Raw genomic sequence first — 21470 nt, forward strand, 5'->3', positions numbered from 1 at the left:
GTTCGGGGAAACGGCGTGATCAGCGGCGCTGGATGCGCCCACATCGGCGAACCGGCAAACCGACCCACCGCGTCGCGGAACGGGTGCCCGCCGACGAGAAGGGCGGGCAGGGTGAAGGAGGCTGAACCGCCCGGAATCACCACGGCCGACCCGCCCCGTCTCGTACCGTCGAGCCGGGACCGCCCCGCGCGTCCCCCGCCGTGGGGCGGACTCGGAAACGTGACGTGGCGTACGCCCGGTCCACGATCGGGACGGACCGGACGGGGTACAGGAGTGGGCATGGAGATCGGAATCATCGGGTCGGGGCACATCGGGGGCACCCTCACCCGTCGTCTGAGTTCACTCGGCCACGGCGTCGCGGTGACGAACTCCCGCGGCGCGGAGAGCCTGACCGACCTCGCCACCGAGGCGGGGGCGCGGGCGGCCGACCTGGAGGAGGCGGTCCAGGGCGCCGAGCTGGTGGTCATCGCGATCCCGCTCAAGGCGGTGCCGGAGCTGCCCGCGGCGCTCTTCGACGGCAAGCTGGTCGTCGACGCGAACAACTACTATCCGGAGCGCGACGGCGACATCCCGGAGCTGACGGATCGCAGCCTCAGCTCCAGCCGGTGGACCGCCGACCATCTCAAGGGTGCCCGGGTGGTAAAGGTGTTCAACACCATCCAGGCGGCGCATCTAATGGACGAGGGGAAGCCGGCCGGTACGCCGGGTCGGATCGGCCTGCCGGTGGCTGGCGACGACGAGGAGGCCAAGCGGATCGTCATGGGGCTGGTGGACGAACTGGGATTCGACCCGGTCGATGCCGGCACGCTGGACGAGAGCTGGCGGCAACAGCCGGACACCCCGGTGTACGGCACCGACCGCGACGCGGACGGCGTGCGGGAGGGGTTGGCCACGGCTCGGCCGTGACGAGGACGTGTGCGAAGGCAGCAAGAGGCCCCGCTGGTGGTGAGCCGGCGGGGCCTCTCCGTGTCCGGGGGATCAGGCGTCGGGATCCGGGGCGCAGATGAAGCGCGGCTCGGGGTCGTAGCGCCAACTGAACTTCTCCCGCTTGACCACCTTGCCGTCCTTCTTCATGACGCGGTAGGCGTCCTGCGCGAACCCCACGCTGCCGACCGCGGCGATGCAGTCGGGGCCGGGCTTGAGGTAGACGGTCTTCGGCTGGGTGATGTTGCGGCGCGGTCCGTACTCGGTCTTCACGCTGTCGTAGATCTTGGTGCTCCAGATCGACACGGTGATCGTGCTGCTCGTGTACGAGGTGTCGATGAGGACGCCGTACGGCGTGTTGTTGCGGAACTTGAAGTCGAGCTGCGGCCAGTAGATGGTCGACTCGATCACCGCCGGGTAGCGGCTGAAGTAGAACGAGTGTGGCTTGTGCTCGACGTCCTGAAGGCCGGCGTAGTAGGTGGCGTTGAACATCGTGGTGGTGAACTGCGAGACGCCGCCGCCCACACCCGGCACCAACTTGCCGCCCACGATCGTCGGCGCGTCCTGGTAGCCCTGGTCGTAGCCGCGCTCGCCGGTGTGGGCGTTCAGCGAGAACGTCTCTCCCGGCTTCACGAGCGTGCCGTCGACCTCCTTCGCCGCCTGGACGATGTTCTGGCTGCGCGGGGAGGAGAGGCCGCCGGTGAACTGGGTGGTGAAACTGGAGACCCGCTCCTTGATGCCCAGGCCGGCGAGCGCGGCCTCGGTCAGTTCCGGTGCGGCCGGCTTGAGTTCGGCGGTCACGGTGCGGCCGGTGGCGTTCGGCAGCACTGCGAGCAGGGCCGGGCCGAGCGCGGCGGCGTCGACCTGGCGGCCGGCCCGGCTGGGCACCACCTTCGGCTTGCCGCCGCTGATGGTGAGCCCAGCGTCGCGCGGTGCCACTTCGAGTTTCGTCAGCTTGTCGCCGAGCGCGGCACGCAGTCGCTTGACGTCGACGCGGGGGGTGACGGTGCCGGCGTCGTCGGTGGAGAAGCGCAGCGACCGGGCGATGGCGGCGGGCGGGATGGTGACGGAGCCACCGTCGGTGGTGAGCGTGACGGGCGCGGCGACGGCCGGTCGGGCCAGCTCGGCGACGAGTCGGTCCACCTCCGCACGGGTGGTCGCCGGCCACTTCTCGACCAGCGGCACGGTGATCGGGCGGGCGGCGAGCCAGCCTGCGGTGATCTCCTCCGTCGCGGCGGTGGTGTCCACGGTCAGCGCTGGCTTCGGGTAGACCGGCTTCGGGGTGGTGCCGGTCCAGATGATGGCCGGCATGGTCATCTCGCGGCCCTGGTCGCCCATCGCCGTGCGGAGCGCGGCTTCCAGTCGCGCCGGGTCGACCGTCACCACCGGATCGACGGTGCGGGAGCCGACCAGGCGGCTCACCGCGTGCGCGTCGGCGGCGGCCGCGGCTGCGACCGTGGCGTCGACGTCGATCGCCAACCCGAGGTCGGCCGGCTTCAGCTCGGCCTTCCGGGTGCCCACGGTCAGTGCGATCGGGGCGTTGAGCGTGGCGGCGCGGCGTTCGAGTTCGGCGCGGAGTGCCCGGGCCGCGTCGGCCTTGCTCCGCCCGCCGAGTTCGGTGCCGAGCACGGTGGTGCCGCGGGGCACGTCGCCGGCGTACGCGTAGGCGCCGACGCCGATCCCGGCGGCGAGCACGGCGGCGGTGATCCCGCCGGCCAGCAGCAGCCGGGTGCGCCGGGTTCGCGCCGGCTTCTCCGGACCCGTGGGCGGTGTGGCGACCGGCTCCAGCTCGACCCCGGGCCAGCTCACCGCGGCCACCTTGATGGTGGGTCGGTCGTCGGCGTCCGGCATCTTCTCGCCGTTCATCGTCACTGCAACCTCGATCGGAAGGACACGCACGGGGACCGCTTCCCCCGCGGGAGACACCTACGGTAACCAACGCTCGGGCCGGTCGGGAGCCTCCGGCCGGGCTGCGGCTCCGAGGGCGGAACCGGTGCCGGCGTACGGCGGTGGCTGGCTGGACCGGCGGCCCGGCCTGACCGGTCGGATGATCGGTGGTCCACCCTCAGCGGCCTGCCAGCTCCCCGTTATCGAACTGTGATGTTTGCCGGCTTTGGCTACCACAGGTGAAACCTCCCGGTGATCCTGTCGTAATGGCGCTGGTTTGCCCCGACCTCCTTGCCGTCGGGAAGTTAACCGTTGGTAACCACGACCGATCTTGATATCACCCGCCGTGTTACCCGTCAGTAGCAAGGGGGTTGTGAGGTGCGTCGCTTCGCGAGAGCATCCAATCCGCGACCGCGCGGACCGTCCGGCACGACGACACCCGCGCCGCACCGCAGCTTCCCGTCCCGCGTCGCGTCCCGCGTCCGGCGACGCACCCCCCGTCGAGGAGGACCTTGTGAGTGAATCGGAGAACCACCAGCCCGGTGGCGGCACCCGCTGGCGGCGCTTCGCCGCGATGATGGTGCCGGCGACGGTCGTGGCCGGCGGCATCGTGCTGGGCATGGCCAACGGCGCCATCGCGGCCTCGTTCGCCGTGTCGGGCCAGACCTTCAAGGTCGGCGCCACCAAGCTGGAGGGCACCGGTTTCAAGCAGTACGGCGGCCTCGCCGAGGAGAAGAACGGCACCCAGCACCCGGTGGCCGTCTCCGAGATCGCCGACGCCAAGCTCTACGACCTCTGCCAGTCGGTCAACGCCAGCATCCCGGGCGTACCGATCGTGCTCACCATCAACGCCGGTGGCGGCGGCAAGCCGGCGACCGCGACCAACCTGCTGATCGACATGGACTCGCTCGAGGGCGACGCCACGTTCGAGAACATCCAGATCGGCCGCGACGCCAACGAGCTCAACCCGAAGAAGGGCCAGCCGGGTTCCTTCGGGCAGAGCGCCGACACGGTGACCATCACGAAGCTCCAGCAGGTGGCCCGCTCCACCAGCGCCGGCGTCTTCACCCTCAACGGCCTGAAGCTGAAGGTCAACGTGGGCAAGGACGCCAAGGAATGCTTCTGATCTGACGTCGAGGCCCGCGGAGGGCGCCCTCCGCGNCAGGAGGAGTACGTGACAACCGCCGAAACGCAGCAGGCCCGGCCCGGTCGGCTCGGCCAGGCGTGGCGTGGCTTCCGCCGGTGGCGCCGGGCACGGCCGTTCTGGGGCGGTCTCCTCACCGCCCTGGCCGGCCTGGAGATCTTCGCCACCACGCAGATGAGCCTGAACGGCCTGACCTTCCAGATGGGGCCGACCGGCTTCCTGTCCTGGCTCATCCCGACCATCCTCGTGGCCTGCGGCATGCTGCTCTGGTTCAGCCCGGCCCAGCGCCTGTTCTACGCGGTGGTCGCCTCCATCACGGCGCTGTACTCGCTGATCGGCGTCAACCTCGGCGGCTTCTTCATCGGCCTGCTGCTGGGCATGGTCGGCGGCGCGCTCGGCTTCGCCTGGGTGCCCCGTACGCGACCGGACGCCCGCGCGACCACGGCGGACCCGGTCGTCGAGCCGGTACCGGAGCCGGTCGGTGAGCCGGAGCCGGCGCTGGTCGACGAGCTGCTGCCCCGGCAGCGGGAGGAGGACATCACGGGCGTCCTCACCGACACGCTGCCGGAACCGCGCAATCCGCTGCGGGAGTCGGCACCCACCGAGCCGGACGCGCCGCGCGGCCCGGGGCACCCGCCCCGGGCGTACACGATCCTGCTGGTCCTCGCGGTCTCCGCGGCCGGGCTGGTGGCGGTCCGGGACCAGCGGCCGGCGGTCGCCGCCCCGGCGGCCTGCCCGACCGCCTCGGCGCCGGCCCCGCGCCCGTCCACCTCGAAGACCGCCTCGGCGTCCCCGTCGGCCAGCCCGAGCACCACCGCCCCGGCCGAGCCGACCGAACCGACCCAGGACGCGGACGGCAACCTGCTGACCGACCTCGTCGACGGCATCACCGACCTGTTCACCGGCGGCGACGACGAGGAGAAGAAGGCGGAACCGTCGCCGTCGCCCTCGTCGGAGGCGCCCGCCCCCGCCCGTAGCGGGACCGCCACACCGGCGCCCAGCGGCAGCGCGAAGCCGTCCCCCACGGCGAAGCCGGACGCCGACTGCGGCGACGACGGCCCGGCCCCGACCAAGCCGAAGCCGGTCGAGGAGGGCAAGCCGCTGCCCAGGCTGGCCGCCGACCCCGACCAGCCGCTCGTCGCCGATCCGCCCTCCCGACTCACCGGCTCCAAGGTCACCATGACCGGGCTGCGCTTCGAGGGCGTCGTCGACCTGCCCACCCACAAGGGCACGCTGAAGTGCCTGAAGTTCACCATGAAGAGGGCGGTCACGGACGACTTCACGCTGCTGGCCAGCGGCCCGGCGGGTAAGAAGCAGCGGTACGTCACCAACCAGCTCACGGTCGAGGGCGACGTCGCGTTCTACGCCACCCGGTTCGTCGGGCACCTGCTCGGCATCAAGATCACGTTGACGCCGGACCTGCCCTTCCCGGACGGCATCCCGATCACGTCGCCGCTCCCGATCACCTTCGACGACCCGGTGATGGAGCTGGCGTACGAGAACTCGAAGTCGCTCACCGCGAAGCCGGTGCTCCGGGTCGACCTGGCCTGACCACGGCGCCGAGACGGCCGGGAGTCGGAGGTCCCTCCGGCTCCCGGCCGTCGCCGTCCTCAGATCCGCGCCAGCGCCCGGCGCAGCGGGTCGAGGCCCAGCGCGCCCAGGTCGAGCGCCTGGCGGTGGAACTCCTTCAGGTCGAAGTCGGCGCCCTTGCGGGCCTTCGCCTCCTCGCGTGCCTGCAACCAGATCCGCTCGCCCACCTTGTAGGAGGGGGCCTGCCCGGGCCAGCCCAGGTAGCGGTTCAGCTCGAAGCGCAGGGTCTCGTCCGGCACCCGGCAGTGCGCCCGCATGAACTCCCAGCCCAGCTCCGGCGTCCACCGCTCGCCCGGGTGGAAGCCGAATGGATTGTCCGCCGGGATCTCCAGCTCCAGGTGCATGCCGATGTCGACGATCACCCGGGCGGCCCGCAGTGCCTGACCGTCGAGCATGCCGAGCCGGTCACCCGGGTCGGCCAGGTAGCCCAGCTCGTCCATCAACCGCTCGGAGTAGAGCGCCCACCCCTCACCGTGCCCGGACACCCAGCAGAGCAACCGCTGCCACCGGTTGAGCAGGTCGGTCCGGACGGCGGTCTGCGCGACCTGGAGGTGGTGGCCCGGCACGCCCTCGTGGTAGACGGTGGTCACCTCGCGCCAGGTGGAGAACTCGGTGATGCCCGGCGGCACCGCCCACCACATCCGCCCCGGTCGGGAGAAGTCCTCGCTCGGGCCGGTGTAGTAGATGGCGCCGTCGCTGGTCGGCGCGAGGCGGCACTCGATCCGACGGACCTGCTCCGGGATGTCGAAGTGGGTGCCGTGCAACTCGCTGATCGCCCGGTCGGCGAGCGCCTGCATCCAGTCGCGGAACGCCTCCTTGCCCCGGACGGTCCGCGCGGGGTCGGCGTCGAGCGCGCGGACGGCCTCGTCGACGGTGGCACCCGGGCCGGCGATCTGCCCGGCGACGGTCCGCATCTCGGCCTCCAGGCGGGCCAACTCCGCGAAACCCCAGGCGTACGTCTCGTCCAGGTCGACCTTCGCGCCGAGGAAGTACTGGGAGGCCAGTTCGTACCGCTCCCGGCCGGCGGCCTGCTTCGGCCGCCCCACCGGCGCCAGCTCGGTGCGGAGGAACTGCCCGAACTCGGCGGTCGCCGCGGTCGCGGCGGCGGCGCCCCGACGCAGCTCGGCGCCGAGCGTGCCGTCCGCGTCCAGGCGCTCGACCAGGCCGTGGAAGAAGTTGTCGCCGTTCGGGTCGACCCAGCCGTCGCACTGCTTGGCCACCTCGACGAGCTGCGCCCGGGAACTCACCCGGCCGGCGGCGGCGGACTCGCGCAACGTGCGCTTGTAGCCCTCCAACGTCGACGCGAAGCGGTTGAGCCGGGCGGCCACATCGGCCTGCGCCTGCTCGCCGTCGGTCGGCATCAGGTCGAAGACCATCCGGACCTCGTGCAGCCCGCTCTCGATGACGCTGACCTCGCTGGTGGTCTCGCCGGTTTCGTAGCGGGCGAGTTCCAGACCGAGGCGTTCCTGCATCGCCTCCTTGGCGGTCCGCTCCGCCTCGGTCTCCGGCTCGGTCACGTCCAGCTCGCCGAGCGTGCGCCGGGTCAGGTCGGCGCGGGCCGCGTAGCCGTCGGGCGAGAGGTCGTCGAGCTGGTCGTCGTAGCCGGCGATGCCGACGTAGGTGGCACCGGTCGGGGTCAGCGGGGCCCATTCGGCCACGTAGCGGTTCGCGAGGTCATCGATTCGTCCCACGGGGCGACCCTACGTGACCGGGTGGCCCCGGTGTCGACCGTGTTTGTCGTGTTCAGGGCAGCAACTGGGCCGGATCGACGTCGATCGGGAACGGCAGGTCCAGCGTGAGCCGCTGGCCACCGACCACCTCCGCCGTGCGCACGTAGCCGCCGTCATGAAGGGTGAGGAACTCGATCCCGACGTGCCGGATCTGGCGGGCGATCTGGACCCGCATGAAGTACGGCACCCCGGCTTCGGCGCAGCGCCGAGGCTTGTCCACGAAGTCCTGACGGCGGCTGCCCGGCGACACGAACTCGACCGCCATGGTGCACAGCCGCACCGGGATCCAGCGGTCCTCCTGGTCGGTCTCGGGCAGCGTGTGCAGGACGGTGATGTCGGGCTGGATCCACCGGTCGGGGGTGAAGGTCAGGTTCACCTGCCCGAAGATGTAGTAGCCGGCCTCCTTCGCCGCGGGCTTGAGCAGATGGATCAGCTCACCTTCGGCGTAGCTGTTGGTGCCGGTCTCGGCGGGGGTCATGACCAGCCTTCCGTCGATGCACTCGTAGCGCGCATTCGGCAGCTCGCGCAACGGGAGGTAACGATCGGCGAGTCGGGTGGTCCACATGCCGTCGAAATCGACGAGCGGATCGAAACGCAGCGGTGCGGCCATCGACTTGTCACCTCCTCGACGGGTCAACGGCTCCACTGTAAGGCGGTTGCTGTGGTGGTCGACACGGCTGACCGGATCTCAGCCCCGGGCGCCCGTCCACTTCAGCAGGCGGTCGGCCGTCCAGGTGTTGACCACCCGGTTCGCCGGTACGCCGCAGAGGGCGGCCCGCTCGCAGCCGAAACGCTGCCAGTCGAGTTGCCCGGGGGCGTGCGCGTCGGTGTCGATCGCGAACCGGCAGCCGGCCTCCAGGGCCCGGCGGATCAGCCGCTTCGGCGGGTCCTGCCGCTCCGGCCGGGAGTTGATCTCGACAGCCACGTCGTGCTCCGCGCAGGCGGCGAAGACGGCGTCCGGGTCGAAGTCGCTCTCCTTGCGGGTACGCGCCCGGTGCCCCCGGTCACCCGGCCCGGTCACGCCCGCCGGGCGGGACGAGACCATCCGGCCGGTGCAGTGACCGAGGATGTCCAGGTGCGGGTTGGCGATCGCGGTCACCATTCGGCGGGTCATCTTCGCCCGGTCGTCGTTCAGGCCGCTGTGCACCGAGCCGACCACCACGTCCAGCCGGGCCAGCAGCTCGTCGGTCTGGTCGAGCGAGCCGTCGGCGAGGATGTCGACCTCGATGCCGGTGAGGATGCGGAAGCCCGTCGGCAGCGCCTCGTTGACGGCGGCGACGTGGTCGAGCTGGCGCCGCAGCCGGTCCGCGGTGAGGCCCCGGGCCACCTTGAGCCGCGGCGAGTGGTCGGTGAGCACCAGGTACTCGTGGCCCAGCTCGACCGCCGCCAGCGCCATCTCCTCGATCGGCGAGCCGCCGTCGGACCAGTCCGAGTGGGTGTGGCAGTCGCCGCGCAGCGCGTCCCGCAGCTTCGCCGCCTCCTCGCCCAGGTCGGTGCCCTCGGTGGCCAGCAGGCGACGCAGGTAGACCGGCTCCTCGCCGGCCAGCGACTCGGCCACGCAGCGGGCGGTCACGTCGCCGACACCGGCCAACTCGGTCAGCTTGCCGGTGCGCGCCCGCTCGGTCACCTCACCGGCCGGCAGCGCGCCCAGCGCGTCGGCCGCCGACCGGAACGCCCGGACCCGGTAGGTGGCCTCGTTCGCCCGTTCCAGCAGGAACGCGATCCGGCGCAGGTCGGCGATGGGATCCCGGGCAGTCATGCCCTGGAACCTACGCGCTCCCGACGCCCGTCGTGCGCCCCCGTGTCGCGAGTCGGTCAGCCGGCCGCGCCGGAACGACCCGGCGACGTCGGGCAGCCGTGCCGGCGCTGCCAGGTGGTGACCTCGGCGGCCGGGGACCGGTTGCCGCCCTTGCGCCACGAGTTCAGGTAGGGCGCCGGCCAGACCACGCCCCGGCGGATCCACCAGTCGTCCCTGCCGGTGCACTTCGGGGAGAGCCCGAAGTGCAGGTGGCACACGTTGTTCGCGTTGCCGGTGCGGCCCACCTCGCCGAGCTGCTGGCCGGCGCGGACGCGGACGCCGGCGTCGACACCGGCGGTGATCGCGCGCAGGTGGGAGCCGTAGTACCGCACGCCGTCGTCGCCGAGCAGCGAGACGGAGAGCCCGCCGTTGTACGGTCCGAGCGGCCCGCGCTTGTCGAACCGGTCCACCCGGCTCACCTCCAGGACCACGCCGTCGGTGACGGCCACCACCGGCTCTCCGCAGTTCGCGAACAGGTCGGTGCCCGGGTAACCACCGTGCGTCGGGTGGTAGTCGACGTTGCCGGCCCGGACCGGGAAGACGCGCCGTACCTCGGTGTGGGTGGGCGCCGGGGCGGATGCCGACGGCGTCGGGTCGGCCGGTTCGGTGGGCTGGGCCGCGGTCACCATCGGGCTCGGGTCCCGCCAGGCGTCGGCGGGGGGCGCGGCCGGCCGGCCGCACCCGGCGGCCAGCGCCGCGACGAGCAGCAGGACCGGGTACGCCGCACGCGCGCGGCGGCCGATCGATGGCGAGCGCATCCGGTCATCCTGGCAGACCACTACGGTAGGGACGAACGCCGAGACCGGGTCACACCATCCGGTGACTGTGCGTGATGTCGGGTGGTGGTCCGAGGGAAGGGGCCGGTAGTGGCGAACGGGTGGCAGGGTGGCCCCGACGGGCCCGGGCCGGGGGCGTTGCGTCCGCCGCCGCGTACCCCCTCCGGGCTCTTCCCGTCCGGCGGCCCGTTGCGGCCCAGCTACCGCGAGCCGCACCCGGTCGGCGGCGCCGGCGTCGCGCTCGGCGCGGTGGCCACGTTCGCCTGGCTGCTGCTGTTCGGGCTGGTCGGCCGCGATGTGCCCGGCTACGCCTGGTGGACGGTGCTCGCCGGTGGGGTGGCCTGGGCGGTCGCCGCGGTGCTGGTCCGGCTCGGCGACCGCGGCGTGGCGACCGGGGTGGCGATCGTCACCTCGGGCGGCTGGAGCATCGCCGCGGCGGTGGTCGCGGTGCGTTGGGCGCAGACCGGCGACTGGCCGCTCTGGTGACCTCAGGTGCCGGTTTCGCTGCGTAGCGAAGAGCATCTTGACGTACGCGCGGTGACGGGTCACGCTCGCGGTATGGCCTGGACCACACCGCCTCGGCTCGACCCCGAGCGGAGCCGACGTCGCCTGCAACTCCTCGCCGAGTTGGCCGGCGCCCGTGCGGTTCAACTGCGGGAACGCCCCCGACGGGCGCGCAGTGAACGCCTGCGCGAGCTGATCGCCACCCGCCGCCGCGTCGCCGGCTGACCGAACTTTCTCCAGGAACGGCCGGCCCCTTACGGGGCGTTGACCGGTCGCCCGCCGACCCGACCGGTTAACGTGCTTCGCGTGACGTGTCGGCGTGCTGCCGAGGCCAATTTGGGGGGACCGTGTCGTACTTCGCTGCTGCCGTGGCGCGCGTCGAGGGCGGCTGGACCGCCGACGAGGTGAGCCTGCGGGGCGTCACCGACATCGAGGAGGTCGCCGACCGGCTGCGCGACGTCGAGCCGGACGCCGACCTCTCCCTGCTCTTCGTCGAGGCGGACGACACGTACCTGGTGATCCTGCGCTTGGACGAGGGGGAGGACCTGCGGGTCTTCGGCTCCGACTCGGCGTACGCGGAGGAGTCCCGGCTGGGTGCGTTGCTGGTGGGCGACCTGAAGACCTCGGTCACCGGGCTGGAGGAGGTCGACGAGCCGCGCCCGTCCGGCGGCGACGACGAGACCGAGCAGCCGGCCGTGGACCCGGAGGCCGACCCGGTGGGCGACGCCGACCTCCTCGCCGACCTGGGCATTCCGGCGCAGAAGCTGCTCGCGCTCTGCGCCCACGAGGGCAACATGCCGGCCGACGTCACCGCCGAGATCTGCCAGGTGCTCGGCTGCGTGGACGAGGTCGAGGAGTTGCGTGAGGTCTGAGCCCGGCGAGGCCGTGACACCCGGCGCCGCCGAGCCGGCCGACGCCACCGACCCGGCGCTGGAGACGGTGGGACCGCCGCGACCCGGCCCCGGGGTCAACGCCGGACTGGCCGACCCGGGCCCGGTCGGTCGCCGGCAGCGGCACGAGCTGTGGATGCGGCGGGCGCTGGAGGTCGCGGTGACCGGCCCGGACGAGGCGTCGACCGACGCCGACGACGTGCCGGTCGGCGCGGTGCTCTACGGCCCCGACGGCGCCGAGTTGGCGATCGGGCGCAACGAGCGGGAGCTGACCGGCGACCCGACCGCGCACGCCGAGGTGCTGGCGCTGCGCCGGGCCGCGCAGCGGCTGGGCCGGTGGCGGCTGGACGGCTGCACGCTGGTGGTGACGTTGGAGCCGTGCGTCATGTGCGCCGGGGCGATCGCGCTGGCCCGGGTGCCGACCGTGGTGTTCGGGGCCTGGGAGCCGAAGACCGGCGCGGTCGGGTCGCTCTGGGACGTGCTGCGCGACCGCCGCCTCCCGCACCGCCCCGAAGTCTACGGCGGCGTCCTCGAACTGGAGAGCGCAACGTTGCTCCGCGCGTTCTTCCGGTAAGGAGGGGCCCCCTCTTAACGCATCCGGTAGAGGAGGGGCCCCTTGTTAACACGCCGCCGCCCCCGGCACCGGGCGGTGGCGGGGGCGGACGGTGCAGACGCGTCAGTCAGGCGGTGATGGTGTCGAGGGCGATCTCGACCATCTGCCCGAAGGTCTGCTCACGCTCCTGCGACGTGGTCTTCTCACCGGTCTTGATGTGGTCGCTGACGGTCAGGATGGTCAGCGCACGGGCCTTGAACCGGGCCGCGATCGTGTAGAGCGCCGCCGACTCCATCTCCACCGCCAGCACGCCGTAGTCGGCGAGCGTGTCGTACAGGTCCGGCCGGTCGGTGTAGAAGGCGTCCGCGGCCAGGATCGGGCCGACCCGCATGCTGATGCCGCGCCGCTCGGCCACCTCGACCGAGGTACGCAGCAGCCCGAAGTCGGCGACCGGGGCGTAGTCGATCAGCCCGTCGAAGCGCATCCGGTTCATGTTCGAGTCGGTGGACGAGCCGATCGCCGCCACCACGTCCCGCAGTCGCAGGTCCTCGGTGAGGGCGCCGCAGGAACCGACCCGGATCAGCGACTTCACGCCGTACTCATTGATCAGTTCGTGGGCGTAGATGGAGGCCGACGGCATGCCCATGCCGGAGCCCTGGACGGAGACGTCCACGCCGTTCCACCGGCCGGTGAAGCCCAACATGCCGCGCACCGTCGTGTAGCAGCGGGCCTCCTCCAGGTAGGTCTCCGCGATCCACTTGGCCCGCAGCGGGTCGCCCGGCATCAGGACCCGCTCGGCGATCTCTCCCGGCTCAGCGCCGATGTGCGTACTCATGGCAAAGATCCTGCCAGGCCGGCCGGCGGGATACCGGTTCGGCGTCCGGACGGCCGGTCCTGTACCCTCGTCGGCGGTGGCGTGTCCGAGTGGCCTAAGGAGCACGCCTCGAAAGCGTGTGAGGGTTTACGCCCTCCGCGGGTTCAAATCCCGCCGCCACCGCTCGTGAACAGCGAGAACGCCCGGTCGATCCGCGAGGATCGCACCGGGCGTTCTCCGTTTCAGGAGTCGGCGCAGCGGCCGAACTCGGTCACCTCGAAACAGTCCGGAATCAAGAGGTTGTGGGCCCACTGGACGGCTCCCAGCAGCGTTCCGTAGCCGAACACCACGAGCGTGGCGGTCACCGGCAACAACGCGTAGACGCCGGTCGGAGCGGTGTCCGGGCCCACCGTCAAGATGACCAGCACCACCCAGAACGCCAGGGGCATCACCGATACGACGATGCCGAGGACGCCCATCCGGTGCAGTTGGCGTCGTCGCGTCCGATCGTTCATCAGGCTGCCGAGGAGCCGGACGTCTCGCGTGACGACAGCTGGCGAGAGCACTATCGAGACGAAGAGAAGTGTCGAGACCCAGGCCCGGCGGTGCGGCCCCCGGCCGGCCCGCCGCACCTGCTCGATCCGCCTGGTGGTGCTGCTGAGCCGGTGCCAGGACCCGGCAACCAGCCAGGGCGTCAGCGCGGGGACCAGGATGAGCGCCACGGTGAACAGCTCGTCCTCGAAGGTCGGGATCCACTGGTTCGGCACGACGTTGTCGAGGAACGGCACGAGGAGCGCCGCGAGCAACGGCAGCGCCGCCACCCCCGGGACGATCCGGCCTTCGACCGGCCGGCCCCGGTCGCCGCGGGCGACGTACGGCGGAATGCGCTGGAAGTGTTCTGCGGGATGCGGCGCGTTACGTTGCCGATCGCAGGTGTACAGCCACCAGGTCCGCAGGAGGAAGGCGGCGAAGAACCAGACGGACAGGGCGATCAGGTACGCGTCGCCGTCCGCGAAGCGGACGTACCCGAAGGCGATGCCCAGCAGGAGCAGGGGTGGCCCGGCCAGGATGAGCAGATCGATCGGCCACTCCCTCGGTGGGCGGGCCCGCAGGCTGCCGAACACGGCCCGTTCCCGCGTGTAGGCCCCCACCGACTTGTCGACGAACCAGCCTGCGGCCGTGTCCCGTACGCCCCACTCGGTCTGGTCGGCGAGGCACAGGAGTTGCCGCTTCAGGCGGAAGGCCGGCACGAGCATCCGGGTGACCAGGTAGGCGACGAGGATCACCGTGGCCAGGAGGAAGATCCCCGTCGGGATCTTCATCTCCATGGTCTTCTCGGCGACGTCGACGGACGTGGCGGGGCTGCCGCTGAGGGTCTTCGCGATCAGGTGAAGGGCCTCGCGCGTCAGGCGTTCCTCCTCCGGCTTCACCGGGTCGACGTCCGGCAACCACACGATCTTGGCGAACAGTTCCTCGAAGACGTTCGACTTCACCACGAGGATCTGCGCGCACACGAGCGCGAGCACCACGTAGACGAGCGCGGCGACCAGGTGGCGGGGGAGGCGGAGCGACCGGCGGTAGAGGCCGCACAGGTCACGATCCCGGCGCATGGCGTCGTCGAGGGTGCCCAGGGCTTCCCGGGCGTTGAAACGACGTTCCAACGCGCCGAGGCTGCGGTCGATGTGCCGGCTGAGGTAGAAGCGGGTCAGCAGCGTCGGCCGGGGAAGCGGCAGGGACCACCACACGCACGGCCGGCTCCGGGTCAACACCGCCGGCCGCAGCGTCGCCGCGCCGACGCGGGCGCGGTCGTAACTGCGCAGCAGACCGGCGATCGAGGCGGGGTCGTCGGCCGTCTCGTCCGGAGCCACGGCGGCCTCCCTCAACACGATCGACGACCGGCGACGCGGTGGCCGCATGACCGGCGGGCGAGTACCCGGCCTGCCCGCCGGCAAACCGGTGCGGGAGTCCGCCGTCAGCAGGGGCCGTAGCCCTCGTCGAAGAGGCGGCGGGCCCAGTCCGCGTACCCGGCGATGATCTTCCGGACGGTGACGCCGTCGTGCAGGAACAGGTACGCGCGGTCGCCGTCGCGGGCGAGCAGCCCGGCGAAGCGGTGGCTGCCGGGCGGCGCCGGCAGCGGGCTGACCCCGGGGTACGCGGCGCGTACCGCGGTGACCGGGGTGCCGGCGCTGATCCCCTCCGGTGTGCTCATCGGGTCGTCGAGCCAGAGCAGGACGAGCCGGTCGTCGACGAAGATCGGGCTGACCGAGCCGTGGCCGGCCAGCGTCGGCCCGCAGGCCTCCTCGTCGGTACGCAGCAGGCCGCGCCGGGTCAGGTCCTCCTCGGTCGCGCCGAACTCCGCGTTGCGCAGGCCGCTCAGGCTGACCACCTCGGCGGCGCCGACCGGCCGGGCCGGTATGTCCGGCCCCTGTGGACGGACGCCGCTCCCGGCGACGGAAGCGGCAGTGAGCAGTGCGGCGATAAAGCCGAATTGTCGTAATTTCATGCGATCCCCCAGTCCCCAACGGGACCGGGGCGAAGAGGTTGCTGGTGCGGGCCGGATTGGCGCGATTCCCATTCCTCGGCCAACTCGTCCCAGTAGTCGGCGGACAGCCCGCGCCGGCCGTGCGCCAGCCAACCGGCCGTGTCGCGCTCCAGGTGCAGGCCCAGCTCGGCGAACGGGTCGAGCCACGCACCCGGCTCGACACCCAGCCGGGCCAACGCGGTGTTGATCGGCCATTCGGTGCGAGGCCGGTCCAGCGCGCCGTCGTAGCGCGGCCCCCAGCTCACCTCGCCGCCCAACCAGACCACCGCCGCCTGATGGCCCAGCCCGCCCGCGAACTCCGCCTCCAGGTACGCCACCGGACCGCCCCTCGACCAGCGGGCCAGCAGCTCCGCCAGCGGCGGCGAGAGGACCAGCTCGAACGGACGCTCGGCGCACGGCTCGTCGGCGGCGAAGTCCGGCAGGCCGCCGGTCAGCTCCTCGACGAGCTGCGGGGTGACCGGCAGCAGCGCGAAGTCCTGGCGGAGCGCGGCGAGCACCGCGTGGTCCAGGTCGGCGGTCTGCTCGCGCAGCAGCTCGACGTCGGCGACCACGGCGCTGAGCTGGTAACTCATCCGGTCCTCTCGGCATCCACCGGCTGTGGCGGGAACATCACACCACAGCCGGTGGATGAGGGCGTGGCGAAGCACGCGCATCACCGAGGATCAGGGGGCCGGACCGCGACGGCCGGCCCCCTGCCGGTCAGGTCGTCACCACGCGGACATGTCGGGGAGCTGGTCGATCGAGATGGTCCTCGGGTTGGCCATCGCGGTACGCCACAGCCCGGCCACGTCCTTGCCGCTGCCGTTCCAGTCCCGCGACGCCCAGACCACGTAGTACGGCCACGCCGGGTCGGAGTTGGGGTTGAGCGGGCTGAACGTCTCCGCCACGCCGGTGGTCTTGGCTCCGCTGACCGCCTTCGTGGTGGCGAAGTCGCTGCTGCTCTGGAAGTAGTCCGAGGTGACCAGGTCGACGTAGCCGTCACCCGGGTACCAGGACGCCAGCGAGGTGCCCTGGCCGCTGGCCATCCCGTTGAACACCCAGACGATGTTGTGCGCGCCGGCGAGCTGCGCCCGCTGGTAGATCAGCCGCCAGAGCTGCTTGTACGCGTCCTGGCCCTTCTTCGCCCACCACATGTAGTTGTTGTTCGCCTCGTGCAACGGGCGGAACAGCACCGGCACGCCGGCGTCGCCCATCTTCTTCAACTCCCGCACCACCAGGTCGATGTCCTGGTAGAGCTTCGACGACGGGTTGGACAGGTCGGGCTGGAAGTCGCACGGCGCGGAGTAGTTGCCGCCGCGCGGGCAGTACCAGTGCCACTGGAACGCCACGATGCCCTTGCGCGCCTTCGCCCAGTCGATGACCTGCTGGGTCTGGATGCTGCCCCGGGTGTACTCCATGAAGTCGAACGCCACGATCGCCGGGTAGCGGCCGGTCAACTGCTGCACCTTGTCCGCGTCCGGCAGGTCGGTCTGGCCGCTGACGTAGGTGTGCGTGCGCAGGTAGCAGATCAGGTTGCGGGCCTTCGAGTTCGCCTGCGGGTCGGCCGGGGCCTGGCCGCAGTCCGGGCCCGGCGGGGTGGGCGGCTTCACCGCGTACACCTCGAACTCGTAGAGCGAGTAACCCCAGGCGGTGCCGCGCGCGGTGCCGGACATCCGCACGTACCGGCCGCTCGCGCCGGCCGGCGTCACGTCGTCGGTGCCGCCGTCGCCCGTCGTGGTGCTGAACACCGGGGTCCAGGTGGTGCCGTCCGTCGAGGTCTGGATCTGGTACGCCTTGCCGTAGGCGGCCTCCCAGCGCAGCCGCACCGTGTTGATCGGGTACGTGGCGCCCAGGTCGACCTGGAACCACTGCGGGTCGGCGTAGAGGCTGGACCAGCGGGTGCCGCCGTTGCCGTCAACCGCCTGGGCGGCGGCGTTCGGGCTCTCCGTCGACGAGGCGGTGACCGGCCGGTTCAACGCCAGGTTGCCGGTGGGGGTGGTGGTCGGGTTCGGGTCCACCGTAGGGCTCGGGCTCGGGCTTGCGGTCGGGCTCGGCGTCGGGCTCCCGGTCGGGCTGGGCGGCGTGGTGTCGCCGCAGCTCGCGCCGTTGAGCGTGAACGCGGTGGGAGTCGGGTTCGACCCGGTGTAGGTGACGTTGAAGCCGAAGCCGACCGTGCCGCCGGCCGGGATGCTCGCGTTGTAGGAGACATTGGTGGCGGTGGCGTTCGCGCCGGACTGCGTCTTCGTCGCGTTCCAGATGTCGCCGATCACCTGGTTGCCGGAGAACGTCCAGCCCAGCGTCCAGCCGGTGACGGCGGCGCCGGTGTTGGTGATCGTGACGTTGGTGGTGGCACCGCCGCCCCAGACGTTGGTGACCTGCCAGGTGACCGAGCAGGCGCCGGCGGCGGCCTGGGCGGGTGGTGTGGTGACGACGAGGGCGGTGGCCAGGGCGGTGACGGCTGCCGCCGCCCCGGCCAGGCACGCCCGCGTGCGGGTGCGTTGGATCATGAGGAACTCCCGTACGGGTGGTGGTTGCGGGGAGCCCTCGCCGCCCGGACGGGTCGGACCACGGCTGCCCTTCCGGCGGCCGACCCGGCGAGGTTGTTTCAGAATGGTCCACTTAACCGGTTAACTATGTCAAGCCATGGATCCTCCTTGATGTGCAGACAGACTCAATGAACCGGTCAAGAACCCGTCCTTGGTCGACAACGACAACATGCGAGATCAGGCGACCGCAGAGACGAGGAAGGGCCGGCCCACTGGGCCGGCCCTGTCGTTCGTGCTGCTCGAGCGAGCGGAGGATACGAGATTCGAACTCGTGAGGGTGTAAACCCAACACGCTTTCCAAGCGTGCGCCCTAGGCCTCTAGGCGAATCCTCCGCGAGCCAGGATACAGGTCCCACGGCGACGGGCCACCCCACCCTCCCGGAAGATCCACACGGCTTCGGGTAGGCTTGGCGGCACCTCCCGTGCGGCGGTACCTCGTGAACCTCCCCAGGGCCGGAAGGCAGCAAGGATAAGCGAGCTCTGCCGGGTGCACGGGAGGCCTTTCTTTTCTCCCCTGCCGCCGGTTCGGCGAGGTGGAGGTGTCCCGGCCCCTCCGATGCCGCAACGTCGGCGAGCTGGAGTGGATCAAGGCACCTGGATCAAGGCGCGATGCGGGCCGAGTCACGGGGTGGTGGGTGGTCACCGGGGGCCGACCGGCGCAGAATGGCTCGGTCGAGAGGAGGCGGGACGGGTGGCACTGGCCCTTTACCGCAAGTACCGGCCCCGTACGTTCGCCGAGGTCATCGGCCAGGAACACGTCACCGAGCCGTTGTCGCAGGCGCTGCGCAGCGGCCGGCTGAACCACGCGTACCTCTTCTCCGGCCCCCGTGGCTGCGGCAAGACGTCCAGCGCCCGGATCCTGGCCCGCTCGCTCAACTGCGAGCAGGGGCCGACGCCCGAGCCGTGCGGGCAGTGCGAGTCGTGCCGGTCGTTGGCCACCGACGGCGCCGGCTCGATCGACGTCATCGAGATCGACGCGGCCAGCCACGGTGGTGTCGACGACGCCCGCGAGCTGCGCGAGAAGGCGTTCTTCGCGCCGGCCCACAGCCGTTTCAAGATCTACGTCATCGACGAGGCGCACATGGTCTCGTCGGCCGGCTTCAACGCCCTGCTCAAGCTGGTCGAGGAGCCCCCGGAGTACGTCAAGTTCATCTTCGCCACCACCGAGCCGGAGAAGGTCCTCGGCACGATCAAGTCGCGGACCCACCACTACCCGTTCCGGCTGATCCCGCCGAAGGTGCTCAGGCCCTACCTGGAGCAGCTGACCGAGGCCGAGGGCGTCAAGGTCGAGCCGGCGGTCTTCCCGCTGGTGGTGCGCGCCGGTGGCGGCAGCGCCCGGGACAGCCTCTCCGTGCTCGACCAGCTCATCGCCGGNACTCCGCGCTGATCGACGAGATGTGCGACGCGCTGGCCGCCGGGGACGGCGCGGCCGCGTACGCGACGGTCGACCGGGTCGCGGAGGCCGGGCACGACCCGCGTCGCTTCGCCTCCGACCTGCTGGAACGGCTGCGTGACCTGATCGTGCTCCAGCAGGTGCCGGACGCCGCCGCCAAGGGCCTCATCGACGGCCCGGCCGATCAGATCGAGCGGATGGCCGCCCAGGCCCAGCGGCTCGGCCCGGCCACGCTGTCCCGCTGCGCCGACATCGTGCACAACGGCCTGGTGGAGATGCGCGGCACCACCGCGCCCCGGCTGCTGCTGGAGCTGATCTGCGCCCGGATGCTCCTGCCCGGCATCGACGACGCGTCCGGCGCCCTGCTCCAGCGCCTGGAGCGGATGGAACGCCGGCTCACCCTGGGCGGCACCGAGCCGCCCACCACCCAGACCCAGGAGGTACGCCCGGCCGCTCCCGCCCCGGGCGCGGCTGCCGCCGCGGTCCACCCGGACACCGCCGGCACGCCGGCGGCTGCCGGTGCCCCGACCGGCGCGGCCGCCGCCCGCGCCGCTGCCGCCGCGGCAGCGGGCTCCCGCGGTGCCGCGACCGGTCCCCGTCCCGCCCCGGCCGGTGCGGCCGCCGGATCCGGCCCGGCCGTCATGGCGTCCGGCCCGCGTTCCGCCTCGGCGGTGACGGAACCGACCGCCGCCTCGAACGACGGAATGCGCCCCGGCGCGGACACCGGATCTCGTTCGGGCCCGGAAACCGGGGCTCATCGCGGTCCGGACAGTGCGGTCCCCCCCGCCCCGGACGCTGGGACCCGCCCCGGCGCCCAGAACGGTCTCCCCGGGTCGACGGCCTCCGAGCGGGTCGCCGTCGACCCGACGGCTCCCGGCCCGGTCGCTGCCTCGCCGGCTTCCGGCCCGGCCGCCGCGCCCGCCCGTCGCCCGGTACCGCCGTCCGCGGTGATGCCCGACCCGGCCACGCCCGAGCCGCCCCGCCCGGGGGCGGGCAACCCCGGCGCGCTCGACGCGGTCGCGGTGCGCCGGGTCTGGCCCGAGGTGGTCGGCAAGGTGAACCGGAGCAACAAGCGGATCGCCGCCCTGATGCGTGATGCGGTGGTGCGGGACCTGGACGGTGACACGCTGGTGCTGACCGTGAAGTCGACGGTGCTGGCGAAGATGATGGCGGACCACGCGGCCGTGCTGACCGACGCGCTCTACGAGGAGTTCGGCGGTCGCTGGCAGATCCGCTGCGAGGTGGCCGGCGAGCGCGGCGCCGCCTCGCTCGGTGGGCCGTCCCGCCCGTCCGGAGCGGGCCGCGCGCAGGCCGACGCCGCACCGGTCCGCAGCCCGTCCGACAGCGCCCCGGCCCGTTCGGCGGTCGCCCCGACGGGGCAGGCGTCCGGCACCGCGCCCGGTCGCCCGGACCCCGGAGCGGCGGGCACCGCTCACGGCCGTCCGGACTTCGATGCGACCGACGCGGGTCGCGTCAGCCCGGATGCGGGCACGGCTGACGCCGGTTACGGACGCTCGTTCTCCGGTGCGGCCGGCACCGTTCACGCACGCGCCGACGGCGGGGCCTCGGATCTCTCCCACTCGGCCGCGGTCGACGCCGGGCCGGCGGACTCGGGTGGCGTCGGGCCCTCGACATCCACGGCGTCCGGCGGGACCCAGGGACAGCCAGCGTCCACCCCAGCCATCGGGAACCGAGGAGCCGGGGTACAGGCGAGCCGGGCCGGGGGCGATGCCGGCTCACCCGGCGGCGCCTCCCGGCCGGCATCGGCCGGTCCGGTCGCGCCAGCCGACGAGGAGGACTGGCCGGAGCCGGTCCGGCCCGGTGGCGCGGCGGCCGGTTCGGCCTCGGCGGCGAGCACCGGCGACGGGGAGGACTGGCCGGCGGCGGCACGTCCGGGCGGGGGCACGGCGACCGCGACCGCGGCTGTGGTCGTACCCGCGCCGGCCGCGCCCGCGACGGTGCCGGCTGCGGCCGGTGGGCCTCCGAGGTCGGCGGCGGGTGGGCCGAAGAACAGCGCGATCGCGGCGGCGCGTGCGGCTGCGGCGGCGGCCGCGGCGGGCGGTGGTCCCGGCAAGGGGCCGCGTGCGGCCCAGTCGGCGCGGCAGACGGCGGACGCCGAGTGGGCCGGCGAGCCGCCCTACGACCCGGATTTCGACGGGCCGCTCCGGCCCGGTCAGCGGCCGGCGACGCCGGCGACTCCCGCCTACGAGGGCTTCGACCCGGGCGATGAGCCGTTGGACGAGGTCGTCGACGAGCGGACCGCCCGGCAGTCCAGCGAGGAGCAGGCGGTGGCGTTGCTGCGTGAGGCGTTCGGGGCCGAGAAGATCAACGAGGTGGACGCGCGCTGAGCGCGGGTCGACCGCGATTCAGCGGCGCCGTCGCCCGACTAGGCTGGGCGCG

General features: G+C 72.3%; 17 protein-coding genes, 2 tRNA genes, 1 other RNA gene and 1 pseudogene. 10 read left to right on the forward strand and 11 right to left on the reverse strand.

What is annotated here, in order from left to right; all coding sequences use genetic code 11:
- Nucleotides 1-279: 279 nt before the first annotated feature.
- Nucleotides 280-906, forward strand: a complete 627-nt coding sequence (locus B1205_RS23190) for an NADPH-dependent F420 reductase (RefSeq protein WP_089157538.1) — start codon at nt 280-282, stop codon at nt 904-906.
- Nucleotides 907-978: 72 nt separating this feature from the next.
- On the opposite strand, the gene B1205_RS23195 is transcribed toward B1205_RS23190, so the two are convergent.
- Complete coding sequence (locus B1205_RS23195; RefSeq protein WP_176308757.1) at nt 979-2790, reverse strand: VanW family protein; 1812 nt, start codon at nt 2788-2790, stop codon at nt 979-981.
- Nucleotides 2791-3385: 595 nt separating this feature from the next.
- Between B1205_RS23195 and B1205_RS23200 the strand changes: the two genes are divergently transcribed.
- Together B1205_RS23200 and B1205_RS23205 are read left to right on the forward strand one after the other, a co-directional pair.
- Entirely contained in the window at nt 3386-3937 is a 552-nt protein-coding gene (locus B1205_RS23200) for a DUF6230 family protein (RefSeq protein ID WP_089157636.1), read from the forward strand.
- Nucleotides 3938-3985: 48 nt separating this feature from the next.
- Nucleotides 3986-5506, forward strand: a complete 1521-nt coding sequence (locus B1205_RS23205; RefSeq protein WP_089157540.1) for a DUF6114 domain-containing protein — start codon at nt 3986-3988, stop codon at nt 5504-5506.
- Nucleotides 5507-5565: 59 nt separating this feature from the next.
- On the opposite strand, the gene B1205_RS23210 is transcribed toward B1205_RS23205, so the two are convergent.
- Genes B1205_RS23210 through B1205_RS23225 form a run of 4 tightly spaced genes read right to left on the reverse strand, consistent with a single transcriptional unit; the run spans nt 5566 to nt 9831 of the window.
- Nucleotides 5566-7236 (reverse strand): DUF885 domain-containing protein, encoded by a 1671-nt coding sequence (locus B1205_RS23210; protein WP_089157541.1) that lies wholly within the window; start codon nt 7234-7236, stop codon nt 5566-5568.
- A gap of 52 nt (nt 7237-7288) precedes the next feature.
- A complete protein-coding gene (locus B1205_RS23215) occupies nt 7289-7912 on the reverse strand; it encodes a Uma2 family endonuclease (RefSeq protein WP_140158130.1) in 624 nt (207 codons plus the stop codon).
- Between the two features lie 51 nt (nt 7913-7963).
- Nucleotides 7964-9034, reverse strand: a complete 1071-nt coding sequence (locus B1205_RS23220) for a PHP domain-containing protein (RefSeq protein WP_089157543.1) — start codon at nt 9032-9034, stop codon at nt 7964-7966.
- 56 nt (nt 9035-9090) lie between these two features.
- Nucleotides 9091-9831, reverse strand: coding sequence for a M23 family metallopeptidase (locus tag B1205_RS23225; protein WP_089157544.1), 741 nt, complete (start codon nt 9829-9831; stop codon nt 9091-9093).
- Between the two features lie 108 nt (nt 9832-9939).
- Between B1205_RS23225 and B1205_RS23230 the strand changes: the two genes are divergently transcribed.
- From B1205_RS23230 to B1205_RS23240, 4 genes are all read left to right on the forward strand, one after another.
- The gene (locus B1205_RS23230) at nt 9940-10335 is read left to right on the forward strand and encodes a hypothetical protein (RefSeq protein WP_441338547.1); all 396 of its coding nucleotides are present in this window, start codon (nt 9940-9942) and stop codon (nt 10333-10335) included.
- A gap of 72 nt (nt 10336-10407) precedes the next feature.
- Nucleotides 10408-10578, forward strand: coding sequence for a hypothetical protein (locus B1205_RS30015; RefSeq protein WP_176308758.1), 171 nt, complete (start codon nt 10408-10410; stop codon nt 10576-10578).
- A 122-nt stretch (nt 10579-10700) separates the two neighbouring features.
- The gene (locus B1205_RS23235) at nt 10701-11225 is read left to right on the forward strand and encodes a tRNA adenosine deaminase-associated protein (RefSeq protein ID WP_089157545.1); all 525 of its coding nucleotides are present in this window, start codon (nt 10701-10703) and stop codon (nt 11223-11225) included.
- Nucleotides 11226-11292: 67 nt separating this feature from the next.
- Nucleotides 11293-11817 carry a nucleoside deaminase gene (locus B1205_RS23240; RefSeq protein WP_369597313.1) on the forward strand — a complete coding sequence of 175 codons (525 nt, stop codon included), beginning with the start codon at nt 11293-11295 and terminating at the stop codon, nt 11815-11817.
- A 106-nt stretch (nt 11818-11923) separates the two neighbouring features.
- On the opposite strand, the gene deoD is transcribed toward B1205_RS23240, so the two are convergent.
- Nucleotides 11924-12631: a purine-nucleoside phosphorylase gene (deoD, locus tag B1205_RS23245; RefSeq protein WP_089157547.1), complete on the reverse strand. Its 708-nt coding sequence runs from the start codon at nt 12629-12631 to the stop codon at nt 11924-11926.
- 75 nt (nt 12632-12706) lie between these two features.
- On the opposite strand from deoD, the gene B1205_RS23250 reads away from it, so the two are divergent.
- Nucleotides 12707-12793: transfer RNA gene (locus B1205_RS23250), tRNA-Ser, on the forward strand.
- A gap of 59 nt (nt 12794-12852) precedes the next feature.
- Here the strand turns inward: B1205_RS23250 and B1205_RS23255 are convergent.
- The 5 genes from B1205_RS23255 to B1205_RS23275 all read right to left on the reverse strand — a co-directional run bounded on the left by B1205_RS23255 (nt 12853) and on the right by B1205_RS23275 (nt 18010).
- Nucleotides 12853-14478, reverse strand: coding sequence for a hypothetical protein (locus B1205_RS23255; RefSeq protein ID WP_089157548.1), 1626 nt, complete (start codon nt 14476-14478; stop codon nt 12853-12855).
- A gap of 104 nt (nt 14479-14582) precedes the next feature.
- A complete protein-coding gene (locus B1205_RS23260) occupies nt 14583-15113 on the reverse strand; it encodes a hypothetical protein (protein ID WP_089157549.1) in 531 nt (176 codons plus the stop codon).
- The gene (locus B1205_RS23265) at nt 15110-15724 is read right to left on the reverse strand and encodes a hypothetical protein (protein WP_089157550.1); all 615 of its coding nucleotides are present in this window, start codon (nt 15722-15724) and stop codon (nt 15110-15112) included. The genes B1205_RS23260 and B1205_RS23265 overlap by 4 nt, the downstream gene beginning before the upstream one ends.
- Before the next feature lie 135 nt (nt 15725-15859).
- Nucleotides 15860-17638 carry a glycosyl hydrolase gene (locus B1205_RS23270; protein WP_089157551.1) on the reverse strand — a complete coding sequence of 593 codons (1779 nt, stop codon included), beginning with the start codon at nt 17636-17638 and terminating at the stop codon, nt 15860-15862.
- Nucleotides 17639-17925: 287 nt separating this feature from the next.
- Nucleotides 17926-18010: transfer RNA gene (locus B1205_RS23275), tRNA-Ser, on the reverse strand.
- Between the two features lie 81 nt (nt 18011-18091).
- On the opposite strand from B1205_RS23275, the gene ffs reads away from it, so the two are divergent.
- Nucleotides 18092-18181, forward strand: an RNA gene (gene ffs, locus B1205_RS23280) — signal recognition particle sRNA small type.
- A 187-nt stretch (nt 18182-18368) separates the two neighbouring features.
- A pseudogene (locus tag B1205_RS23285) lies at nt 18369-21418 on the forward strand (DNA polymerase III subunit gamma and tau).
- The last annotated feature ends 52 nt before the right edge of the window (nt 21419-21470 follow it).

The organism is Micromonospora sp. NBS 11-29 (genome assembly GCF_002140155.1).
GTDB lineage: Bacteria > Actinomycetota > Actinomycetes > Mycobacteriales > Micromonosporaceae > Micromonospora.